This is a genomic window from Ferruginibacter sp., from assembly GCF_028288465.1.
Taxonomy (GTDB): Bacteria; Bacteroidota; Bacteroidia; order Chitinophagales; family Chitinophagaceae; genus Ferruginibacter.
The window spans coordinates 16,303-32,621 of sequence record NZ_JAQBNR010000074.1 but is presented as its reverse complement, the minus strand read 5'-3'; the positions used below and the strand labels follow the sequence as shown (position 1 = coordinate 32,621).

The window sequence follows — 16,319 nt, the reverse complement described above, 5'->3', positions numbered from 1 at the left end:
ATTTTTCGTTTAATCTATTTTGAATCGACGGCTGTATCAAGTCAAGGCATTCCACCCAAACTGAAAGAAATCAGACATCAAAAATCAGCCATCCGCGATTAAGCAACTGCTTTATTCACCAACGCTGCAGCCTCACTTAAGAGGATGGCGCTTTGAACTTTCAATCCGCTCTCGTCAATTAATGTTTTTGCTACATCAGCATTAGTACCCTGTAAACGTACAATGATTGGAATATCAATATTGCCAATTGACTTGTAGGCATCAATTACACCTTGTGCAACACGGTCACAACGAACGATACCACCAAAAATATTGATGAGGATTGCTTTAACTTTTGGATCTTTTAAAATAATACGAAAGCCGGCCTCTACTGTTTGTGCATTCGCAGTGCCGCCTACGTCCAAAAAGTTGGCAGGTTCACCACCACTTAATTTAATCATATCCATAGTTGCCATGGCAAGACCTGCGCCATTTACCATACAGCCTACGTTACCATCCAGCTTTACAAAATTCAGGTTGAATTTTCCGGCTTCTACTTCTGTAGGATCTTCCTCACTAATATCCCTTAAGCCAGCTACATCTGCATGCCGCATCAAAGAGTTATCGTCTACGTCCATTTTACAATCCACGGCGATTATTTTATCATCACTTGTTTTGAACAATGGATTTATTTCCAGCATGCTGCAATCCAAACCAACATAAGCGTTGTATAAATTGGTCACAAATTTCACGCAGTTTTTAAAAGCAGTACCACTAAGGCCAAGATTAAAAGCAATCTTGCGAGCCTGGAAAGCCTGCAGCAAACCACTTGGGTTTACCCATTCTTTGTATATTTTATCAGGTGTGTTGTGTGCCACATCTTCAATGTTCATACCGCCTTCGGTGCTGTACATAATCACATTCTGGCCTTTTGACCGGTCCATTAAAATAGACAGGTAAAATTCTTTAGTAGGATTAGGACCGTCATAATAAACATCCTGCGCTACCAGTACTTTGTTAACCAGTTTACCGGCAGGGCCTGTCTGGATGGTGACCAATGTACCGCCTATTAAATTTTGTGCTATTTCTTTGATTGCTTCGGCATTCTTACCTACCGCAACTCCACGCTGCTCTTTACCACGGATGGTACCCTTACCACGGCCACCAGCATGTATCTGCGCCTTCACTACAGCAAACTTACTATCGTATAGGGTATGTATCTGGCGGTATGCTTCTTCTGCCTCGGCAGGTGTATTGCAGGCAATGCCTTCCTGCACTGGAACATTGAATTTTTTAAGCAGCTCTTTAGCCTGGTATTCGTGAAGGTTCATGTTTGGAGAAATTTTTTGCGAAGATAAGAAGGGAAGGGGAAATAAGCAGGATATAATTTAACCCTGATCCTACTGCTGGAGAGTCATAGAAAAGTGGCTTATTCGTCACTTGACTGCAGCATAAAAATGGATTATTCATTATAAGAAAGTTTTTAATCGTCAAAAGTTCAAAAACCACGTTTAGCATTCTCCATTTCCCCGTCCCTGGGGAAGAAAGCACGGGTATTTCTTTTTACCATTTTTTTAATTCAACCTTGCTTTTAGTTTCCTTTCTTTGCAAAACCATTTTGATGGTGAGGTGCAGCCTAAAATGGTGGATATAAACAGCTCTTACTACTAAACAAGCAAGCAAAATGATTACAACAATAAATGCGGCAGTTGCGTATATCCAAAGCCGTTATAAAAGCAAGCCCATCGCCGGTATTGTACTGGGAAGCGGGTTAGGTAGTTTTACAGGAGAAATGAAAATAGAAGCAGAAATAGCCTACAGGGATATCCCGCATTTCCCCGTAAGTACAGTAGAAGGCCATGATGGAAAATTAATATTTGGCGAACTGGCAGGAAAAAAAGTGGTGGCTATGATGGGACGTTTTCATTGTTATGAAGGATATACCCCACAGGAAGTTGTTTTTCCAATCAGGGTAATGAAGTTTTTAGGTATCAGCACCCTGCTTATAAGCAATGCTGCGGGAGGTATGAACCTGGATTATAAGGTGGGTGATCTGATGATTATTAAAGATCATGTTAGTCTTTTTGTTATTAATCCTTTGATCGGGAAAAATGAAGAGGTGATGGGACCCCGTTTTCCGGATATGAGTGAACCTTACAGCAAGCGTTTAATCAGCCAGGTAAAAGCAATTGCCGCCAAAGAAAATCTGGATGTTAAGGAAGGCGTTTATTGCGGTGTTACAGGACCAACATTTGAAACAAGGGCTGAATATAAATTACTGCATATTATAGGAGGTGATGCGGTTGGCATGAGTACGGTGCAGGAAGTAATTGCCGCTGTACATATGGGCCTGGATGTTTTTGGAATGAGTGTAATAACTGATCTTGGCATAAGGGAAGAAGAAAATATAATTACGCATGCAGAAGTGTTGCAGGCAGCCAGGGAAGCTGAGCCAAAGCTGACACATATTTTTAAGGAATTGGTCGCCAGCTTGTAAGCATATTGCAGCAAAATTTTACCGGCTGATTTGGGTTTTGAGCCGCATTACATATTGCCGGTGTTGAATAATTTTGAATGATGTATAAAATAGTATTTTCTTTATTGCTGCTGGGGTTTTTTAAAGCAGGTGTTGCGCAACGGGGCCTGCAAACGCTTAGAGGTGCCGCCGGAGGAATGGGCAAAGGCGGAAGCAGCAGCAAAGGCGGCAGCAAAAGTGATAGTTTGGGTTTAGGTTTTGAGCATAGAGATGATTTAAAAGATACCATCACGGTTACTTTCAAATACCTTGATTCTATCCGCAACATCCGCATTGATACCAACCTCAACGATTTTTATAAATATTTTTCTATACCTGCTACCGAACAATACCTGGGTAACAATGGCAACGCCGGCTATTCACTTATTTATGCGCCTCATGCAAAAGCTGGGTGGGATGCAGGGTTCCATGCATTTGATGCTTACAAATACACATTAGAAAACAGTCGCTTTTTTAAAACTACCAAGCCCTATACCCGGATGAATTATGAACTGGGTTCGGGCAAGGAACAGGTGGTAAGTATTATCCATACCCAGAACCCCAAACCCAATTTAAATTTTGGTTTAGAATATAGATTGATCAGTGCGCCGGGCTATTTTTCTTCTCAAAATACCAACCATAAAAGTTACCGGCTTTTTAGTAACTACCAGGGTAAGCGAAAAAGATACGGAGCCTATTTTATGCTGATGGGCAACGTGCTGAAAAGTTCGGAAAGCGGCGGTATTAAAAACGACAGTCTGCTGGTAGATAAAACCTTTAAACTATTTGCCATACCGGTAAATCTCGGTGGCAATAATTCTTCTTTCAATCCTTTCAACACTACTGTTACAACAGGTAATGTGTATAAAGATTTCACCTTCTTTTTAAGACAATCATACGACCTGGGCAAAAAAGATTCCATTGCCATCAACGACAGCACCACTGAATATTTATTTTATTCAAAGCTGCGTTTTCAACACACGTTAAATTACAGCAGTTATAATTACCAATTCAGGGATTTGATATCTGCTGACACCAGCTATTACGTAAACTATTACGATACCACTATGATGGTGGATACTTCCACTTCAACCCGAAAGGATAGCCTGGTAGTTACAGATAAATGGAAAGTAGTGTCGAATGATTTTTCTATTATCACTTATCCTGATACAAAAAATGTTGCACAGTATTTAATGGCAGGCGCCCGCATTGAAAACATCAAAGGCACTTTTGCAACAGGCACCCACAATTTTTACAATATTATGTTACATGGCGAGTACCGCAATAAAACCCGTAACCGGTTGTGGGATATACTGGCCAATGGAGAATTGTATATGGCCGGACTGAATTCCGGTGATTACAGTATCAATGCTTCACTGGCGAGATACCTGAACAAAAAATGGGGAAATGTGCGGCTGGCTTTCAGCAATGTAAACCGAACGCCTTCTTTTATCTTTAACACGCTTTCTTCTTTCAATTTCGGCAATGCCGGTGGCTATAAAAAAGAAAATGTCATTAGCTTAAAAGCTAACGCAGACAACCCTTTTGTAAGTTTATCCGCCGCTAATTATTTAATTACCAACTACGCTTATTTTACAGGATTTTATAAAACTGCGCAATATAGTAAGGTGATTAATTTGCTGCAGTTAAGTGCGGCAAAGAAAATAAAATTAACCAGGCGATGGAATCTGTATGCGGAAGCCACGTTGCAGCAAACGGATGCCGCAGCACCGGTAAAAGTGCCACTGATTTTTACGCGTAACCGCCTGGCATACGAAGGCGTATTTTTTAAAAATCTTAATTTGAGTACAGGATTGGAGTTCAGGTATTACACTCCATACAAAGCTTATAACTACTCGCCGGTTATGGGGCAGTTCTTTGTACCCGATACCAGTTTTACCATCAGGAACCGGCCCGATATAAGTGCTTTTGTACATTTCAGAATAAAATCTTTTACTGCTTTTATAAGGGCAGAGAATTTAAATACCATGGATTTTTCAAACGGGTTTGGGTTTACAAAAAATAATTTCGCAGCCCCTCATTATGCCTATCCGGGCCTGGTGATAAGGTTTGGCATACAGTGGAATTTTGTGAATTGATGTTTACCGGGATATTGTTAAGCCAGCATTTTAACGATTTACTGTAATCCCTGATCGCTATATTTGTATTGCATTAAAACCAGCAATGGTATGGTAATTACAATAAAAAAAATATTAAATTTTATACTCTCTTTATTCAGAAAAAAAGACTGCTGCAAATGAAAAATGTTGTTCTATTAATGATAATGTTGGGTGTTTCCGCCGGCACGAAGGCACAGGTAAAGGTTGAACAGATGGCGCCTGAAATTGCTTTACCCGGGCTAAAAGACAGCACGGTGCATTTATCTTCATTGAAAGGAAAAGTGGTACTAATAGATTTTTGGGCAAGCTGGTGTGGCCCCTGCAGAGCTTCTATCCCCAGTGTAATCAGTCTTTATAACAAATACAAAGCAAAGGGTTTTGAAGTTTTTGGTGTTTCTATCGACAGCAAAAAACGGGACTGGATAAAAGCAGTTGAACAGGATAAAATCAACTACACACAGGTAAATGATAAAGCCGGCTGGTATTCTAAAACAGCAGAGAAATACGGTGTTAACGCCATCCCCAATACTTTTTTACTGGATAAAACAGGTAAAATTGTGGCGATAGATTTGGCTGAAGACCAACTGGAAGCCAAAATTCAGGCGCTGTTGAATTGATAGATCTGTTGCGCTACAAGCCAACTTTAAGCAAATTATTTTGGCAAAAATTGATCAACAATTATTCAATGGTAAACCAGGTATAGCTTTCCGGTTTGATTGTCACCGACAGCTCAATCATATATTTCCGGTCTAATTTCTTTTGTATTTTTTTACCTTCCTGTTCGCTTATAAGCACGGTATCTGTGGCGCCCGTATAATATAATGGCACCTGGATGGTCCTTGTGATTTTTTCCTTTAATGGGTTGTATAACATCAATAATCCTTTTGTTTTTAATGCAGGATTTACATGCAGTATGCCATCCCAATCCCGGCCGTCTGCTCGGCGCAGGTGAATGATATCCGCATTGAGAATAGCACGGTATTTTTTATACCAGTTGATTACATTGATAACTGTTTGTTTGGTTGCATCAGTATCATACAATCTTGGTCCGCGGTAACAAGCCTGCACGCCGGCACCATAGTATTGCATCATTAATTGTTTGTAATCTTTCAGGTGTTCACTTAATGGCTCCAGTACTGCCTCTTCCCCGCCACCCTGGTACCTTGTTAATGGTACAAAGCCCCAACCCATAGAGGGTGTTTTTTCCCAGGTGCCATCATAAATATTCTGGCGGTTCAGTATTTTTTGATTTTCTCTTGGTAAAGAAAAATTTACTTCACGATAGCCTACCGCAATTTTATTTGTACCATCTAAAAAATACCAGTCAGGGGCGTTGATATAAACCCCCTGTTCACTCAGCCAGTGATATAAGTCTTTTTGAATGGCCATTTGTTTCCATTGACTGTCATCTAAACCTGTATGGCCGGGATGTGTTGTGGAGGCACAAACATCGCCTGGGTAAGGCCCGTCGTTTTCCCAGATATCAAAGCCGGTTTGCGAAAAAAAATATTTTATTTTATCCCGGTATGCCAGTCCCCATTTGCTGCCGAAGCAAGGTGCATTGCCAAAAAAGGCGCCGCCTGTTTTACCTGTAACCGGGTTGATTACATCGTCTTCTTCACTAATGCGTCTTGAACTAAATAGTGAATAGCCGCCAATCTTAATATTTTTTTGATGTGCATATGCAGCAAGTGCTTGCCACTTTTTAGTGTTAGAGGCCGAAGAATCTTCCATATTTAGATGGCTACCGAAGCTAAGTATGATGGCTTCGTATCCTGTAGCAGCGCATTGATCAACGGCCCTTTTTACTTCCTGATCATTTTTGCTTACGAGGTGCATAAAAATAGGATTCGCTGTTGTCCATGGTGCAATGGCAGTATACATTTTTCTTACGGCCAATCCTCTTCTTTCCCGGTCATAGCTGTCCATCAATAACTCAAAACTGCGAACGGATGTAAAGGATGTGCCTGGCGATAATTCAATACCAGCAACTTTATCAGGATACACTTCTAAAATGCAGGGTGTATTATAATCATAATTTACCTGCGAAGTGTAGGTAGAATCAATTTTCCAATGGAGGGTTTGATCACTGATTTCGTATCTCATGGCATTGTTGAAGGCATAATTTGTTTCAACGTACAAGCCTTGCTGTTTTTTCATTTTATCCGGGCTGCCCACTACGGCGCTTTCTTCTTCCACTACCGCAAGCAGTTCATTTTTCACACGGCCGATCATTACCGGCGCTGTCCCGGTATTTTCAATTTCAACCCACTTTGAAATCAAAGGAAGGTTATCATAAATAGCATAGTTTACTTTTATCGTTACATTTTTAACAGCAGCCTGCGGATTGTTGAAAAAGAGAGTGAGCACTTTGCCGGAAGGTTGTTTTTTATTGTATGCCCACCACTTGTTTGGTTTCCATTCTACAAAGGGTTTTAATTCACTGATGGTGTAGTTGCTAAACTGGAAATCGTCGTCACCTTTTGTATAGGTTGACAGCCACTCATTGAGCAGGTAGGCTTTTTCCTGTTGCCCCCTTAACCCGCCCACGTTGTAAGCATTGCCGTTAATAGTCACCATGGCTTCCGGTAATACCGCCCGCAATAATTGCTGGCCTGTAACCATATTTTTATAGTCAGTGCAAACCAAATTGGGGGAAAGTAAGAAGGTTCTTTTCACCAGTCCGTTGTATAGTATAATGCTCCTTTTATCGGCACTGCTAAAAACCGCCGCCTTCACTACAGGAGCTTTTATTAACCAATCTGATTCAGACAGCATATCGTTTTTATCAGACCAGGTAATAATACTTTTCTGTTGGGCAATAGCAATTTTACAACAAGGGATAATAAAGATCAGGTAAATAAAACGTGGGATGTTGCGCATTTTGTGGGTGTTATTTTGCGTAGTCTGTATAGAGAATCTGTATCAAGTATCAGGTATCCAGTATCAAGAATTATCCAGTATCCAGCCTCTATTCAGTCGCTTCAACAAAATATCCGAGTACTGGCTTGTTATTGATTAACACGGTTACCGGGTAGGTGATCTCTTCAGCGAACTTATAGCCGAAGCGTAATACACCATCGCTGATGGTATAATCTACCGTCTTGATTTTCTTTTTCTTCTCATCACCAATAGCCAGGGCCACAATATCGATATTTGTATTACCCGATAGCCTGCAACTGAATTGTACTGTTTTACTGGTACTGGTTTTTATATAACCAGTGTTGGGGGAAAAGCTGCCGACACCAAATTCGTACGCCGCATTTTTAACTAACGGCATCGAGAAAAAATCATTTTTGCTTTTTATTCCCGGGCCTAATAACCAGGCATGATTGTCTGGTAAATGCTGATAATTAAAAATGGTTTTATCTGCAAAAAAGTAAGCGTCGTTAAATTCTTTTGTAAACGTTGTTAGCTTATCATCCGTGTAACCACTGCCCAAAGTCGGGTCAACATAAAACCACGATTCCGGACTTGTGCCCAATTGCACCACGTTCCAGGTATGGTTAAAAGTTTCCGGCTTATCCGTAAACTGCTCCACATTGTTTCTTAAATACCCATCTACTGTAAGGCAGCGGATTTTTGCCACACTGCACATATCCTGGAACAGGGCCGCATAACCGGCTGAAGTGGCTTTTCTGAATTTCAGTACGTCTTCTGCAATATTTTTTTCATTGTCATTTTTTTTCGCCGACTTATAATCAAAGGCAATGTTATTGGCTATCCAGTCGAAAATAGCCCTGGCCTTATCTTTATTATCAGGAAATTTTTTGGTAACAATATAGCTGATGGTACCCATATTGAGTGTATCCAAAGTGCCCAGCGATTTTACATATTCATCCACTACTCTGAAATCTTCGTGGCGGTTTTGGGCAATTAATTTTGTGCTGATCAACACAAGTAAAAGAAGTACTATTTTTTTTGTGGCTGGTATCATGCAATAAAATTAAGTATACAAAAGTTAAAACAACGTGATTTTGTTTTTATGAAATATTGCTGAAATTTGCAGCAATAAACAATGATACAATTTACAACAACCATATTAAAATTCGGGGAACAGGGGGAGAAAACCGGCTGGACGTACATTGTAATTCCGGCTGCTTTGGCACAGCAATTATCGCCTGGTAACAAGAAGTCGTTCAGGGTAAAAGGTAAGCTGGATGAGCACCCTATTAGCGGTATGGCATTGATCCCGATGGGAGCGGGAGATTTTATTATGGCTTTGAAAGCCGATCTGCGCAAGGCAATTGGTAAACAAAAAGGGGCCCAACTGCAGGTGCAATTGGCGGTAGATAAAAAGCCTTACGAAGTAAATAAGTGGCTGATGGAATGTTTGCAGGATGAACCTGCAGCCATGCAATATTTTCAATCGCTTCCAAAATCGCACCAGCACTATTTTAGTAAATGGATCGAAAGTGCCAAGACAGAACCCACCAAAACAAAACGCATTGCAATGGCAGTAAATGCCATTAGTAAAAAAATGAACTTTGGCCAGATGCTGCGCTCAGCAAAAGAAGACACTCAACTTTTAAATGGTTGAGAAGACGCCCTTAAAGAATTATGCACTACAAATTACCGACTATGAAAAATTGATAATTACATGAAGCCACTAATGTATTACTTGTGTCAACCTCCTTCATAGTCAGTGTTTTCCAGTAAATTACCTTAATTACAATTCTCCCTTAAAGAATTACCCTTAACAACAAGGCAAAACCAACATCTTTTTTAGGATTGTCTTTTACGGTTACAATATGTAAACCGGCAGGTGTCCATACTTTAAAAATATCTCCTTTTTTATGCGCTGCTATAGCCGCATCCAATTGCTGCAGCATAGCACCGCGTACAAACCAGCCCAGATCCCCGCCATTTGAAGAAGAGCCACGGTCGGCGCTGTAGGTGGCCGCCATATCACTAAAACTACTGGTGCCGGCCTGGATTTTATTGATGATAGAGGTGGACATCGAATCGGCGAAATTCTTTTTAAACAGCGTCGTGTCAAGTAAAATATGGCTTACATGGTAATAGGTGTTGGGTACTTTAGCCAGCACTTTTATCAGGTAGTTGGCGCCTTTCCAGGGGCCATATACTTTGCCTGTTTTTCCTTTATAAGCAAGGCTGTCTGCAAGTCCTAAAAAGGAAGTGCTGCTCATTACAGCAACTGTGTCAATTTTGTATTTTTTCTTCAGCCGATATTTTACATAGCCAATGGGATCGCTGGTCGTATCCAGGACTTTTTTCATTTCAGCAACCGTTTGGCCAAACACATTTGCACCTGCAATAAGCAGTGCAGCAACAAGAATAATTTTTTTCACAGAATTTTTTTAGACTTTTAATTTTTTGGTCACCGACTTTACCAGTTTTTTAAATTCATCCAACTTGCCGGCTTGCTGCTGAATAAAAGAATTGTCTTCCAGGCTTCCTACCACCTTATTCATTTCTTCGGTAGTTTCGTATACCATCTTTCTGAAAGGGTTGGTATAGTCTTTCGCCCTTGACTCATAAATTTCTTTGCACATCCAGGTTTTTGTTTCCACTGCCTGTTGCAATAAATTGATAAAATAATCAGCAGTAAACTGCCTTGGGGTAATAGAACGTATTTCCAAAAGAGAAGTGTAGGCATGATACATTTTATCACGCTGGTAGTTGACACCTTCTGTTAGGTAGAAATGATGTACTTCTTCCCAGCTCTTTACCTTGCCGCTTTTAATATTTCTTTTTAATGTTTCCATCTCTGTTTGCTGAATCAATTGTCCGCCGATGTTTAACCACGTACTGCGTTGTATTTTGGCAGACAGTGTTTTTTTGAATTCATCGAAACTGCGGAATTTATTGGTTAAAAAATGATTCAACAATTGCATAGTGCCATAATACCGGATTAGTTCAGCAAACAAAGTAGTGGCCTGTGGTACCTTTACTATTTCGATTGTACGGCTTGTATTTTCGTATCCATTTGTTGTTGCAATACCTTCTTCATTTGGTTCGAGTGTAGTCAATATTTTAAGTGCATCAAACAATTCGTTAATGGTATCAGGTGCTAAATAATCATATTCAAGTTGTTGAATTTTATCCGTGCGCCGGTCGCGGTCTGCATATTTCCATGCATTGCGTTCCAGCGCATACATGTTGTACATAAACCAGTAGCCCGGCATGATGACCAATACATCCCTGGCCACATCGTTACTTACTAAACTGAAAGGGAAAGGAATATTTAGTTCCGCAGGAAAATCGCCCTTGGCCAGGATATTAAACGAAGCAAATTTTGAATTGTGTTTAAGGCTCACGCACAGCCCGGGCCAAAACCCCCTACCGGCAACAATTTCACCATCAGGGCTGCGGCTGTTGTGGTTGCTGCCAATGGTAGCTCCCGCTGCCATATTGCTCTGCCCCATCAGCAGGGAAGCGCATAAGAAAGAGTTATTATGGTGCTGCTCATGGGCCGGAAATATCAGGGAGTTTAATACTTCGCAACAACTGATCGTAGCATTGTTACCTAAATAAGAGTTAAGCAACCGGGCGCCATATTTTAATTGTGAATGGCTGGCCATTACAAAACGGACTGCCTTAACGCCGTAAAATATCCTGCACCCGTATCCTACAATACCATTCACCAGTTCGCAACCTTCGCCAATTTGCGAGGTGCGTTCTGCATCACTGTTAATGGTGAGGTTTTTTAATTTATTGGCACCTTTTAAATAGGCGTCGGTACCAATCATAACATCCTTAATAATCCTGCAGTTTTTTATTACTGTCCGGTCGCCTATTTTACCATAGTATCCACGACGGCTGTCAAATTTTTGCAGGGTAAAGGTTTTAAATTTATCCAGTAAAGCGTCATCGGTTCTGTACTTGCTCCACATAAATGCATCACCTGGCAGCATGCCGTCAAACGGCAACACTTTTCGCCCGCCATTTTCATTGCATAATTCCATCCAGATTCTCGTCTCCTCTTCTTCTCCTTCAGTAATGATACCGTTGCCAAATTTTGCTTTGTCAGTAGCGGCAATTTCGTTTACATTGGCAATCATTACTTCGTTGCCAATAATGTAATGACTCAAATAATTGACGTTATCAATGCAAATATTGTTACCCAAATCGCAGCTGATTATTGTGCTGTTATACAGACCAACAGGCATGCGCAGGTTATGAAATTCAAGATAAAAAGGCTCCAGGTTACCGATGCGTACCAACCCATAAAATTTACAGTTTCTGACAAGCTCAGCATTGAAGAAAGAAGAGACAAATATCAGGTCCCAGTTATCAGATGTATTGCGGTTGCGAACCAGTGTTTCAATTTCCTGCGAGTTTAATTTTCTATAAACGGTATCAGCCGTATTCTGGATATTGCGCAAATAATATTCATCTTTTCCTGCCGGAATATATTGTGTTTCAACAAAATTATACCCCAGGTTATTTACGGCGTGTTTTTGTATGATGTTCATCCTTAATAATTGATAATTGGATAACGAAAATTGATAATTCCTTCGATGCGAAGTTTGTCCTTTTAATTGCCGGTGAATTCTGACAGTTTTTATGACATATCGAGTTTCACGGGTATCTTTTGAAAAATTATCATTATTCAACGGTCACACTTTTTGCCAGGTTCCTGGGCTTATCTACATCCACACCTTTAGCGATGCCTACATAATACGACAGCAATTGTAATGGAATGCAGCTTAATAATGGCGCCATAATTTCATCGGCAGGCGGTACAAAAAATACGTCGTCTGCCAGGCTCGGAATAACATCATCGCCTTCGGAAATGATGGCGATTACTTTTCCTTTTCTTGCTTTTATTTCCTGGATGTTACTCACAATTTTTTCGTGGTAACTGTCTTTGGTAGCCACAAAAACCACCGGTAAAATTTCTGTTACCAATGCTATCGGGCCGTGTTTCATTTCTGCTGCCGGATAGCCTTCTGCATGTATATAGCTGATCTCTTTCAGTTTTAACGCACCTTCCAGTGCAATCGGAAAATTATAACCACGTCCTAAAAACAAGGCGTCTGCTGCGCCTTTGTATTTTTCAGCAATCGCTTTAATGGCATTGGCTCCTTTTAAAATAGCTTCCACTTTTTCAGGAATGGAATCCAGTTCGAACAATAATTTGCTGTAGCGTTCATCTGTTATCGTGCCTTTTTCTTTGGCAATTTTTAAAGCCATCATTGTCAGCACAGCAAGCTGGCCGGTAAATGCTTTGGTACTGGCAACACCAATCTCCGGCCCAGCGTGCGTATAGGCGCCACCGTTGCTTAACCTTGCAATAGAAGATCCTACTGCGTTTACAATTCCAAAAATAACAGCACCCTGTTCTTTGGCTTTTTCAATGGCCACCAGTGTGTCTGCAGTTTCTCCGCTTTGTGAAATAGCAATAATAATATCGCCTTTATTAATAACCGGGTTGCGGTACCTGAACTCGGAAGCATATTCAACCTCCACTGGAATCCGGCACAATTCTTCAATCACATATTCGGCTACCAGCCCCGCATGCCAGCTGGTACCACAGGCAACAATTATAATGCGCTGTGCCGTTTTAAAAGCTTCTATATTATTTTGTACACCGCTCATGGTAATTGTACCTGCTGTGGCGTCCAAACGACCTCGCAAACAGTCATGAATGGTACTGGGCTGTTCAAAAATCTCCTTCAGCATAAAATGATCGTAACCGCCCATTTCAATAGCGGCCAGGTCCATATCCAGCTTGGTTATAAAAGGGGTAATTTTTTCATTACCCAGGTTTTTGAGAATCAGTTCGTCTGGTTTTACAATCGCCAGTTCATAGTCATTCACGTACACCACTTCTTTGGTATATTCCAGCATCGGGGAAGCATCACTTCCTAAAAAATGTTCTCCTTTGCCTACGCCAATTACCAACGGACTACCTTTGCGTGCGGCGATGATTGTGCCCGGGTCATCTTCGTTGATCAGTAAAATACAGTAAGCACCCGTTACCCTTTTTAGTGCAATACGAATGGCTTCTTCCAGTCCGCAGTTGTTATTCTCTTTAATGTCTTCAATGAAATTCAGCAACACTTCCGTATCCGTATCGCTGGTAAAGTGGTAGCCTTTATTTACAAGGTCTTTTTTAAGCTGCACATAATTTTCAATGATGCCATTGTGTATCATTGCCAGCTTGCCACTTCTGGATGTATGCGGATGCGCATTCCGGTCGCTGGGTTCCCCGTGTGTAGCCCATCTTGTATGCCCGATACCTGTATGTGCGTGCAACTCTTTACCGACTGCATAATCTTCCAGTTCAGCTACACGGCCCTTTTTCTTATAAACTTTAACCGTGCCGTTTAACAGGGCAACACCGGTACTATCATAGCCCCGGTATTCCAGTCTTTTTAATCCTTTAATTACTACAGGGTATGCTTCCCTGGGGCCGGTATATCCTACAATTCCACACATATAAATTTTTTTAGCCCGGCAGCAGATTAACTATTTAGCTTCATTGGCGTCGCACACTTGTACCTAAATGCTTACAGGGAGCTTCCACCAATAGTGCCGGGATGGTTTAATTTGCAAATTAACAAAATGCGGTCAATATAATTTTTTATTCCAGTCCGGGCAGTGCTATTCACAAAGGCTTAACTACATTTGAGCAGTAAAGCAGCTACATGAAATTATATTCAATTTTAGTTATTGTTTTTTTGATGCACTGCTCAGCCCGGGCACAAAACAGGGCACTGGCGAATGGCACGGTGATCTACCTTGTGCGGCATGGAGAAAAAGAAAGCGGTAATGACCCGGTGTTGACAACAGCCGGTAAGCAAAGAGCCGGTGATTTGCTAAAAGTGGTGAAAAGTAAAAAAGTTCAGCATATCTATGTAACACAGTTTCGCCGCACCCAAATGACGGCAGATAGCATGCGTATTCAACAGAATATAGATACAGTGCAGTACCTGGCAGATACAACCGGCATAAGCCTGCTTGAAAAAATGGCTGCCCACAATGATTTTGGAAAAACAATTCTTGTCATCGGCCACAGTAATACGATACCCATTCTTATAAAAAAACTAGGCGTAACGCAACCGGTAAAACCTATTGCAGATAATGAATTTGATAATTTATTTGTGGTGAAATACAGGAAAGGGAAAGCACAACTTAGCACCTTAAAGTATGGCACAAAGCCAGCAAAAGCAACAGGCATCAATACCATGCAGCCCTTACAATAAAATACCTTTTAAAAATAAATAGGCTACGGAAAAATAAATAATCAGGCCAGTCACGTCTACCAAGGTGGCTACAAATGGCGCAGAACTCACCGCAGGATCAGCACCCAATCTTTTTAAAATAAGCGGCAGCATGGATCCTGTAATGGTACCCCACAGTACCACACCAACCAGCGATACGCCCACGCTAATGGCCACGAGTAACCAGTGAATGCCATATAAATCCTGTAAAATGCCATGGCTCATCAGTATGTGCCACAGGCAGATTCTGATAAAACCAATCAGGCCTAAAATGCCTCCCAGTGTAAGGCCGCTAAAAATTTCCCTCCGCATCACACGCCACCAATCTGCCAGTGATACTTCGCCCACGGCCATCGCCTGTATAATGAGGGTGGAGGCCTGCGAACCGCTGTTACCACCACTTGAAGCAATCAATGGCATAAACATTACAAGCACAGTTGCTTTTGAAATTTCATCGTTAAAATAAGCCAGGGCAGTGGCGGTAAGTAATTCTCCAAAAAACAACACAATCAGCCAACCCGCCCTCTTTTTCATCAGTTTGATGAATGGGGTATCCAGGTAAGGCTCGTCCAGGGCCTCTGTACCACCCATCTTCTGCATGTCTTCGCTAAACTCTTCATTGGCTACCCACAGTACGTCATCAATCGTAACAATGCCGAGCAATTTATTACTGCGGCTTACTACCGGCAAAGCCACCCTGTTATTCATTTTAAATGCTTCATTGGCAACCTCCTGGTCGTCTTCAGCATGCAGTGTTATTACCCTGCCATCCATTAATTCATCCACTCTCTTATCTGCCGAAGCCATGATAAAATCCTTGATACGAATATCATCCAGCAACTCTCCTTTATCATTGATCACATAAATAACGTCAATGGTTTCGCTGTTTTTGGCGTATTTACGGATGGTGTTTAATACATCTTCAACCGTATCATGTTCGTATACATAGATGTAATCAGGCGTCATCAGCCTGCCCACGCTGCCTTCCGGATAACCAAGTAAAGCCAGGGTTACACGCCTTTCTTCAGGATTCAATGTCTTGACCAATTCCCTAACTGCGTTGCTTGGCAACAGGCTTAAAAAGGCTGTACGGTCATCCGGCGGCAGTTCATTTAAAAGCTCGGCGGTATTGAATGCTGGCAGGTTTTTAACGATGCGCTTCTGCGTGGAAAGCTCCAGGATTTTAAATACACTGGCGGCACGGTGCAGCGAAAGATGACTGATGATCTGGCTGTCAAAATCTTCGTTTTCATAAATGAGATCAGCCACATCGCTGATGTTCTGATCATTTAAAAATTCTTTTATCCGCAGTTTATCTTCAGAAGCAATTACTTCTTCAAATTGTTGTTGTAACGATATTTCTTCTGTCTCTAACGCCATCTGTTAAGTATGCTTTTGGCCATCAAATTGTTAAGCTATTCATTGCACTGCGTTTTACTATCATTCCCGTAATCTCATTTTAACTTACACTTAAAGCTTAAACAACTTTACCGGAACGTCCTATCACCTTAC

The 16,319-nt window shown here is 41.2% G+C and carries 12 protein-coding genes; 5 read left to right on the top strand and 7 right to left on the bottom strand.

All coding sequences use genetic code 11. The annotated features are described in order from the left end of the window. Positions 1-98: 98 nt before the first annotated feature. Positions 99-1,310 (bottom strand): ADP-forming succinate--CoA ligase subunit beta, encoded by a 1,212-nt coding sequence (gene sucC, locus JWR61_RS27495; RefSeq protein ID WP_301930844.1) that lies wholly within the window; start codon positions 1,308-1,310, stop codon positions 99-101. Positions 1,311-1,663: 353 nt separating this feature from the next. On the opposite strand from sucC, the gene JWR61_RS27490 reads away from it, so the two are divergent. The 3 genes from JWR61_RS27490 to JWR61_RS27480 all read left to right on the top strand — a co-directional run bounded on the left by JWR61_RS27490 (position 1,664) and on the right by JWR61_RS27480 (position 5,231). Continuing rightward, positions 1,664-2,476, top strand: coding sequence for a purine-nucleoside phosphorylase (locus tag JWR61_RS27490; protein ID WP_290337097.1), 813 nt, complete (start codon positions 1,664-1,666; stop codon positions 2,474-2,476). A 77-nt stretch (positions 2,477-2,553) separates the two neighbouring features. Continuing rightward, positions 2,554-4,593: a putative porin gene (locus tag JWR61_RS27485; RefSeq protein ID WP_301930843.1), complete on the top strand. Its 2,040-nt coding sequence runs from the start codon at positions 2,554-2,556 to the stop codon at positions 4,591-4,593. 158 nt (positions 4,594-4,751) lie between these two features. Beyond that, positions 4,752-5,231, top strand: coding sequence for a TlpA disulfide reductase family protein (locus JWR61_RS27480; RefSeq protein WP_301930842.1), 480 nt, complete (start codon positions 4,752-4,754; stop codon positions 5,229-5,231). Between the two features lie 61 nt (positions 5,232-5,292). On the opposite strand, the gene JWR61_RS27475 is transcribed toward JWR61_RS27480, so the two are convergent. Further along, complete coding sequence (locus JWR61_RS27475) at positions 5,293-7,497, bottom strand: alpha-galactosidase (protein ID WP_301930841.1); 2,205 nt, start codon at positions 7,495-7,497, stop codon at positions 5,293-5,295. Positions 7,498-7,585: 88 nt separating this feature from the next. Then, entirely contained in the window at positions 7,586-8,551 is a 966-nt protein-coding gene (locus tag JWR61_RS27470) for a transglutaminase domain-containing protein (RefSeq protein WP_301930840.1), read from the bottom strand. Positions 8,552-8,632: 81 nt separating this feature from the next. Here JWR61_RS27470 and JWR61_RS27465 point away from each other — a divergent pair, with 81 nt between their 5' ends. After that, positions 8,633-9,154: a YdeI/OmpD-associated family protein gene (locus JWR61_RS27465; protein WP_301930839.1), complete on the top strand. Its 522-nt coding sequence runs from the start codon at positions 8,633-8,635 to the stop codon at positions 9,152-9,154. A gap of 142 nt (positions 9,155-9,296) precedes the next feature. Here the strand turns inward: JWR61_RS27465 and JWR61_RS27460 are convergent, their stop codons facing one another. From JWR61_RS27460 to glmS, 3 genes are all read right to left on the bottom strand, one after another. Continuing rightward, positions 9,297-9,926, bottom strand: coding sequence for a peptidylprolyl isomerase (locus JWR61_RS27460; RefSeq protein WP_301930838.1), 630 nt, complete (start codon positions 9,924-9,926; stop codon positions 9,297-9,299). A 9-nt stretch (positions 9,927-9,935) separates the two neighbouring features. Continuing rightward, complete coding sequence (locus JWR61_RS27455; protein ID WP_301930837.1) at positions 9,936-12,053, bottom strand: DUF4954 family protein; 2,118 nt, start codon at positions 12,051-12,053, stop codon at positions 9,936-9,938. A 133-nt stretch (positions 12,054-12,186) separates the two neighbouring features. Continuing rightward, a complete protein-coding gene (gene glmS / locus JWR61_RS27450; protein WP_301930836.1) occupies positions 12,187-14,022 on the bottom strand; it encodes a glutamine--fructose-6-phosphate transaminase (isomerizing) in 1,836 nt (611 codons plus the stop codon). Positions 14,023-14,231: 209 nt separating this feature from the next. Here glmS and JWR61_RS27445 point away from each other — a divergent pair, with 209 nt between their 5' ends. Next, positions 14,232-14,789: a histidine phosphatase family protein gene (locus JWR61_RS27445; RefSeq protein ID WP_301930835.1), complete on the top strand. Its 558-nt coding sequence runs from the start codon at positions 14,232-14,234 to the stop codon at positions 14,787-14,789. On the opposite strand, the gene mgtE is transcribed toward JWR61_RS27445, so the two are convergent. After that, positions 14,781-16,187: a magnesium transporter gene (gene mgtE / locus JWR61_RS27440; protein WP_301930834.1), complete on the bottom strand. Its 1,407-nt coding sequence runs from the start codon at positions 16,185-16,187 to the stop codon at positions 14,781-14,783. The two genes, JWR61_RS27445 and mgtE, sit on opposite strands and share 9 nt — an antisense overlap. Between the last annotated feature and the right edge of the window lie 132 nt (positions 16,188-16,319).

What these genes read in the sequence shown, in the direction of transcription:
- JWR61_RS27490 (WP_290337097.1), top strand. Translation starts at nt 1,664, where the DNA reads ATGATTACAACAATAAATGCGGCAGTTGCGTATATCCAAAGCCGTTAT.
- glmS (WP_301930836.1), bottom strand. Translation starts at nt 14,022, where the DNA reads ATGTGTGGAATTGTAGGATATACCGGCCCCAGGGAAGCATACCCTGTA.
- JWR61_RS27465 (WP_301930839.1), top strand. Translation starts at nt 8,633, where the DNA reads ATGATACAATTTACAACAACCATATTAAAATTCGGGGAACAGGGGGAG.
- mgtE (WP_301930834.1), bottom strand. Translation starts at nt 16,187, where the DNA reads ATGGCGTTAGAGACAGAAGAAATATCGTTACAACAACAATTTGAAGAA.
- sucC (WP_301930844.1), bottom strand. Translation starts at nt 1,310, where the DNA reads ATGAACCTTCACGAATACCAGGCTAAAGAGCTGCTTAAAAAATTCAAT.
- JWR61_RS27475 (WP_301930841.1), bottom strand. Translation starts at nt 7,497, where the DNA reads ATGCGCAACATCCCACGTTTTATTTACCTGATCTTTATTATCCCTTGT.
- JWR61_RS27485 (WP_301930843.1), top strand. Translation starts at nt 2,554, where the DNA reads ATGATGTATAAAATAGTATTTTCTTTATTGCTGCTGGGGTTTTTTAAA.
- JWR61_RS27455 (WP_301930837.1), bottom strand. Translation starts at nt 12,053, where the DNA reads ATGAACATCATACAAAAACACGCCGTAAATAACCTGGGGTATAATTTT.
- JWR61_RS27445 (WP_301930835.1), top strand. Translation starts at nt 14,232, where the DNA reads ATGAAATTATATTCAATTTTAGTTATTGTTTTTTTGATGCACTGCTCA.
- JWR61_RS27470 (WP_301930840.1), bottom strand. Translation starts at nt 8,551, where the DNA reads ATGATACCAGCCACAAAAAAAATAGTACTTCTTTTACTTGTGTTGATC.
- JWR61_RS27480 (WP_301930842.1), top strand. Translation starts at nt 4,752, where the DNA reads ATGAAAAATGTTGTTCTATTAATGATAATGTTGGGTGTTTCCGCCGGC.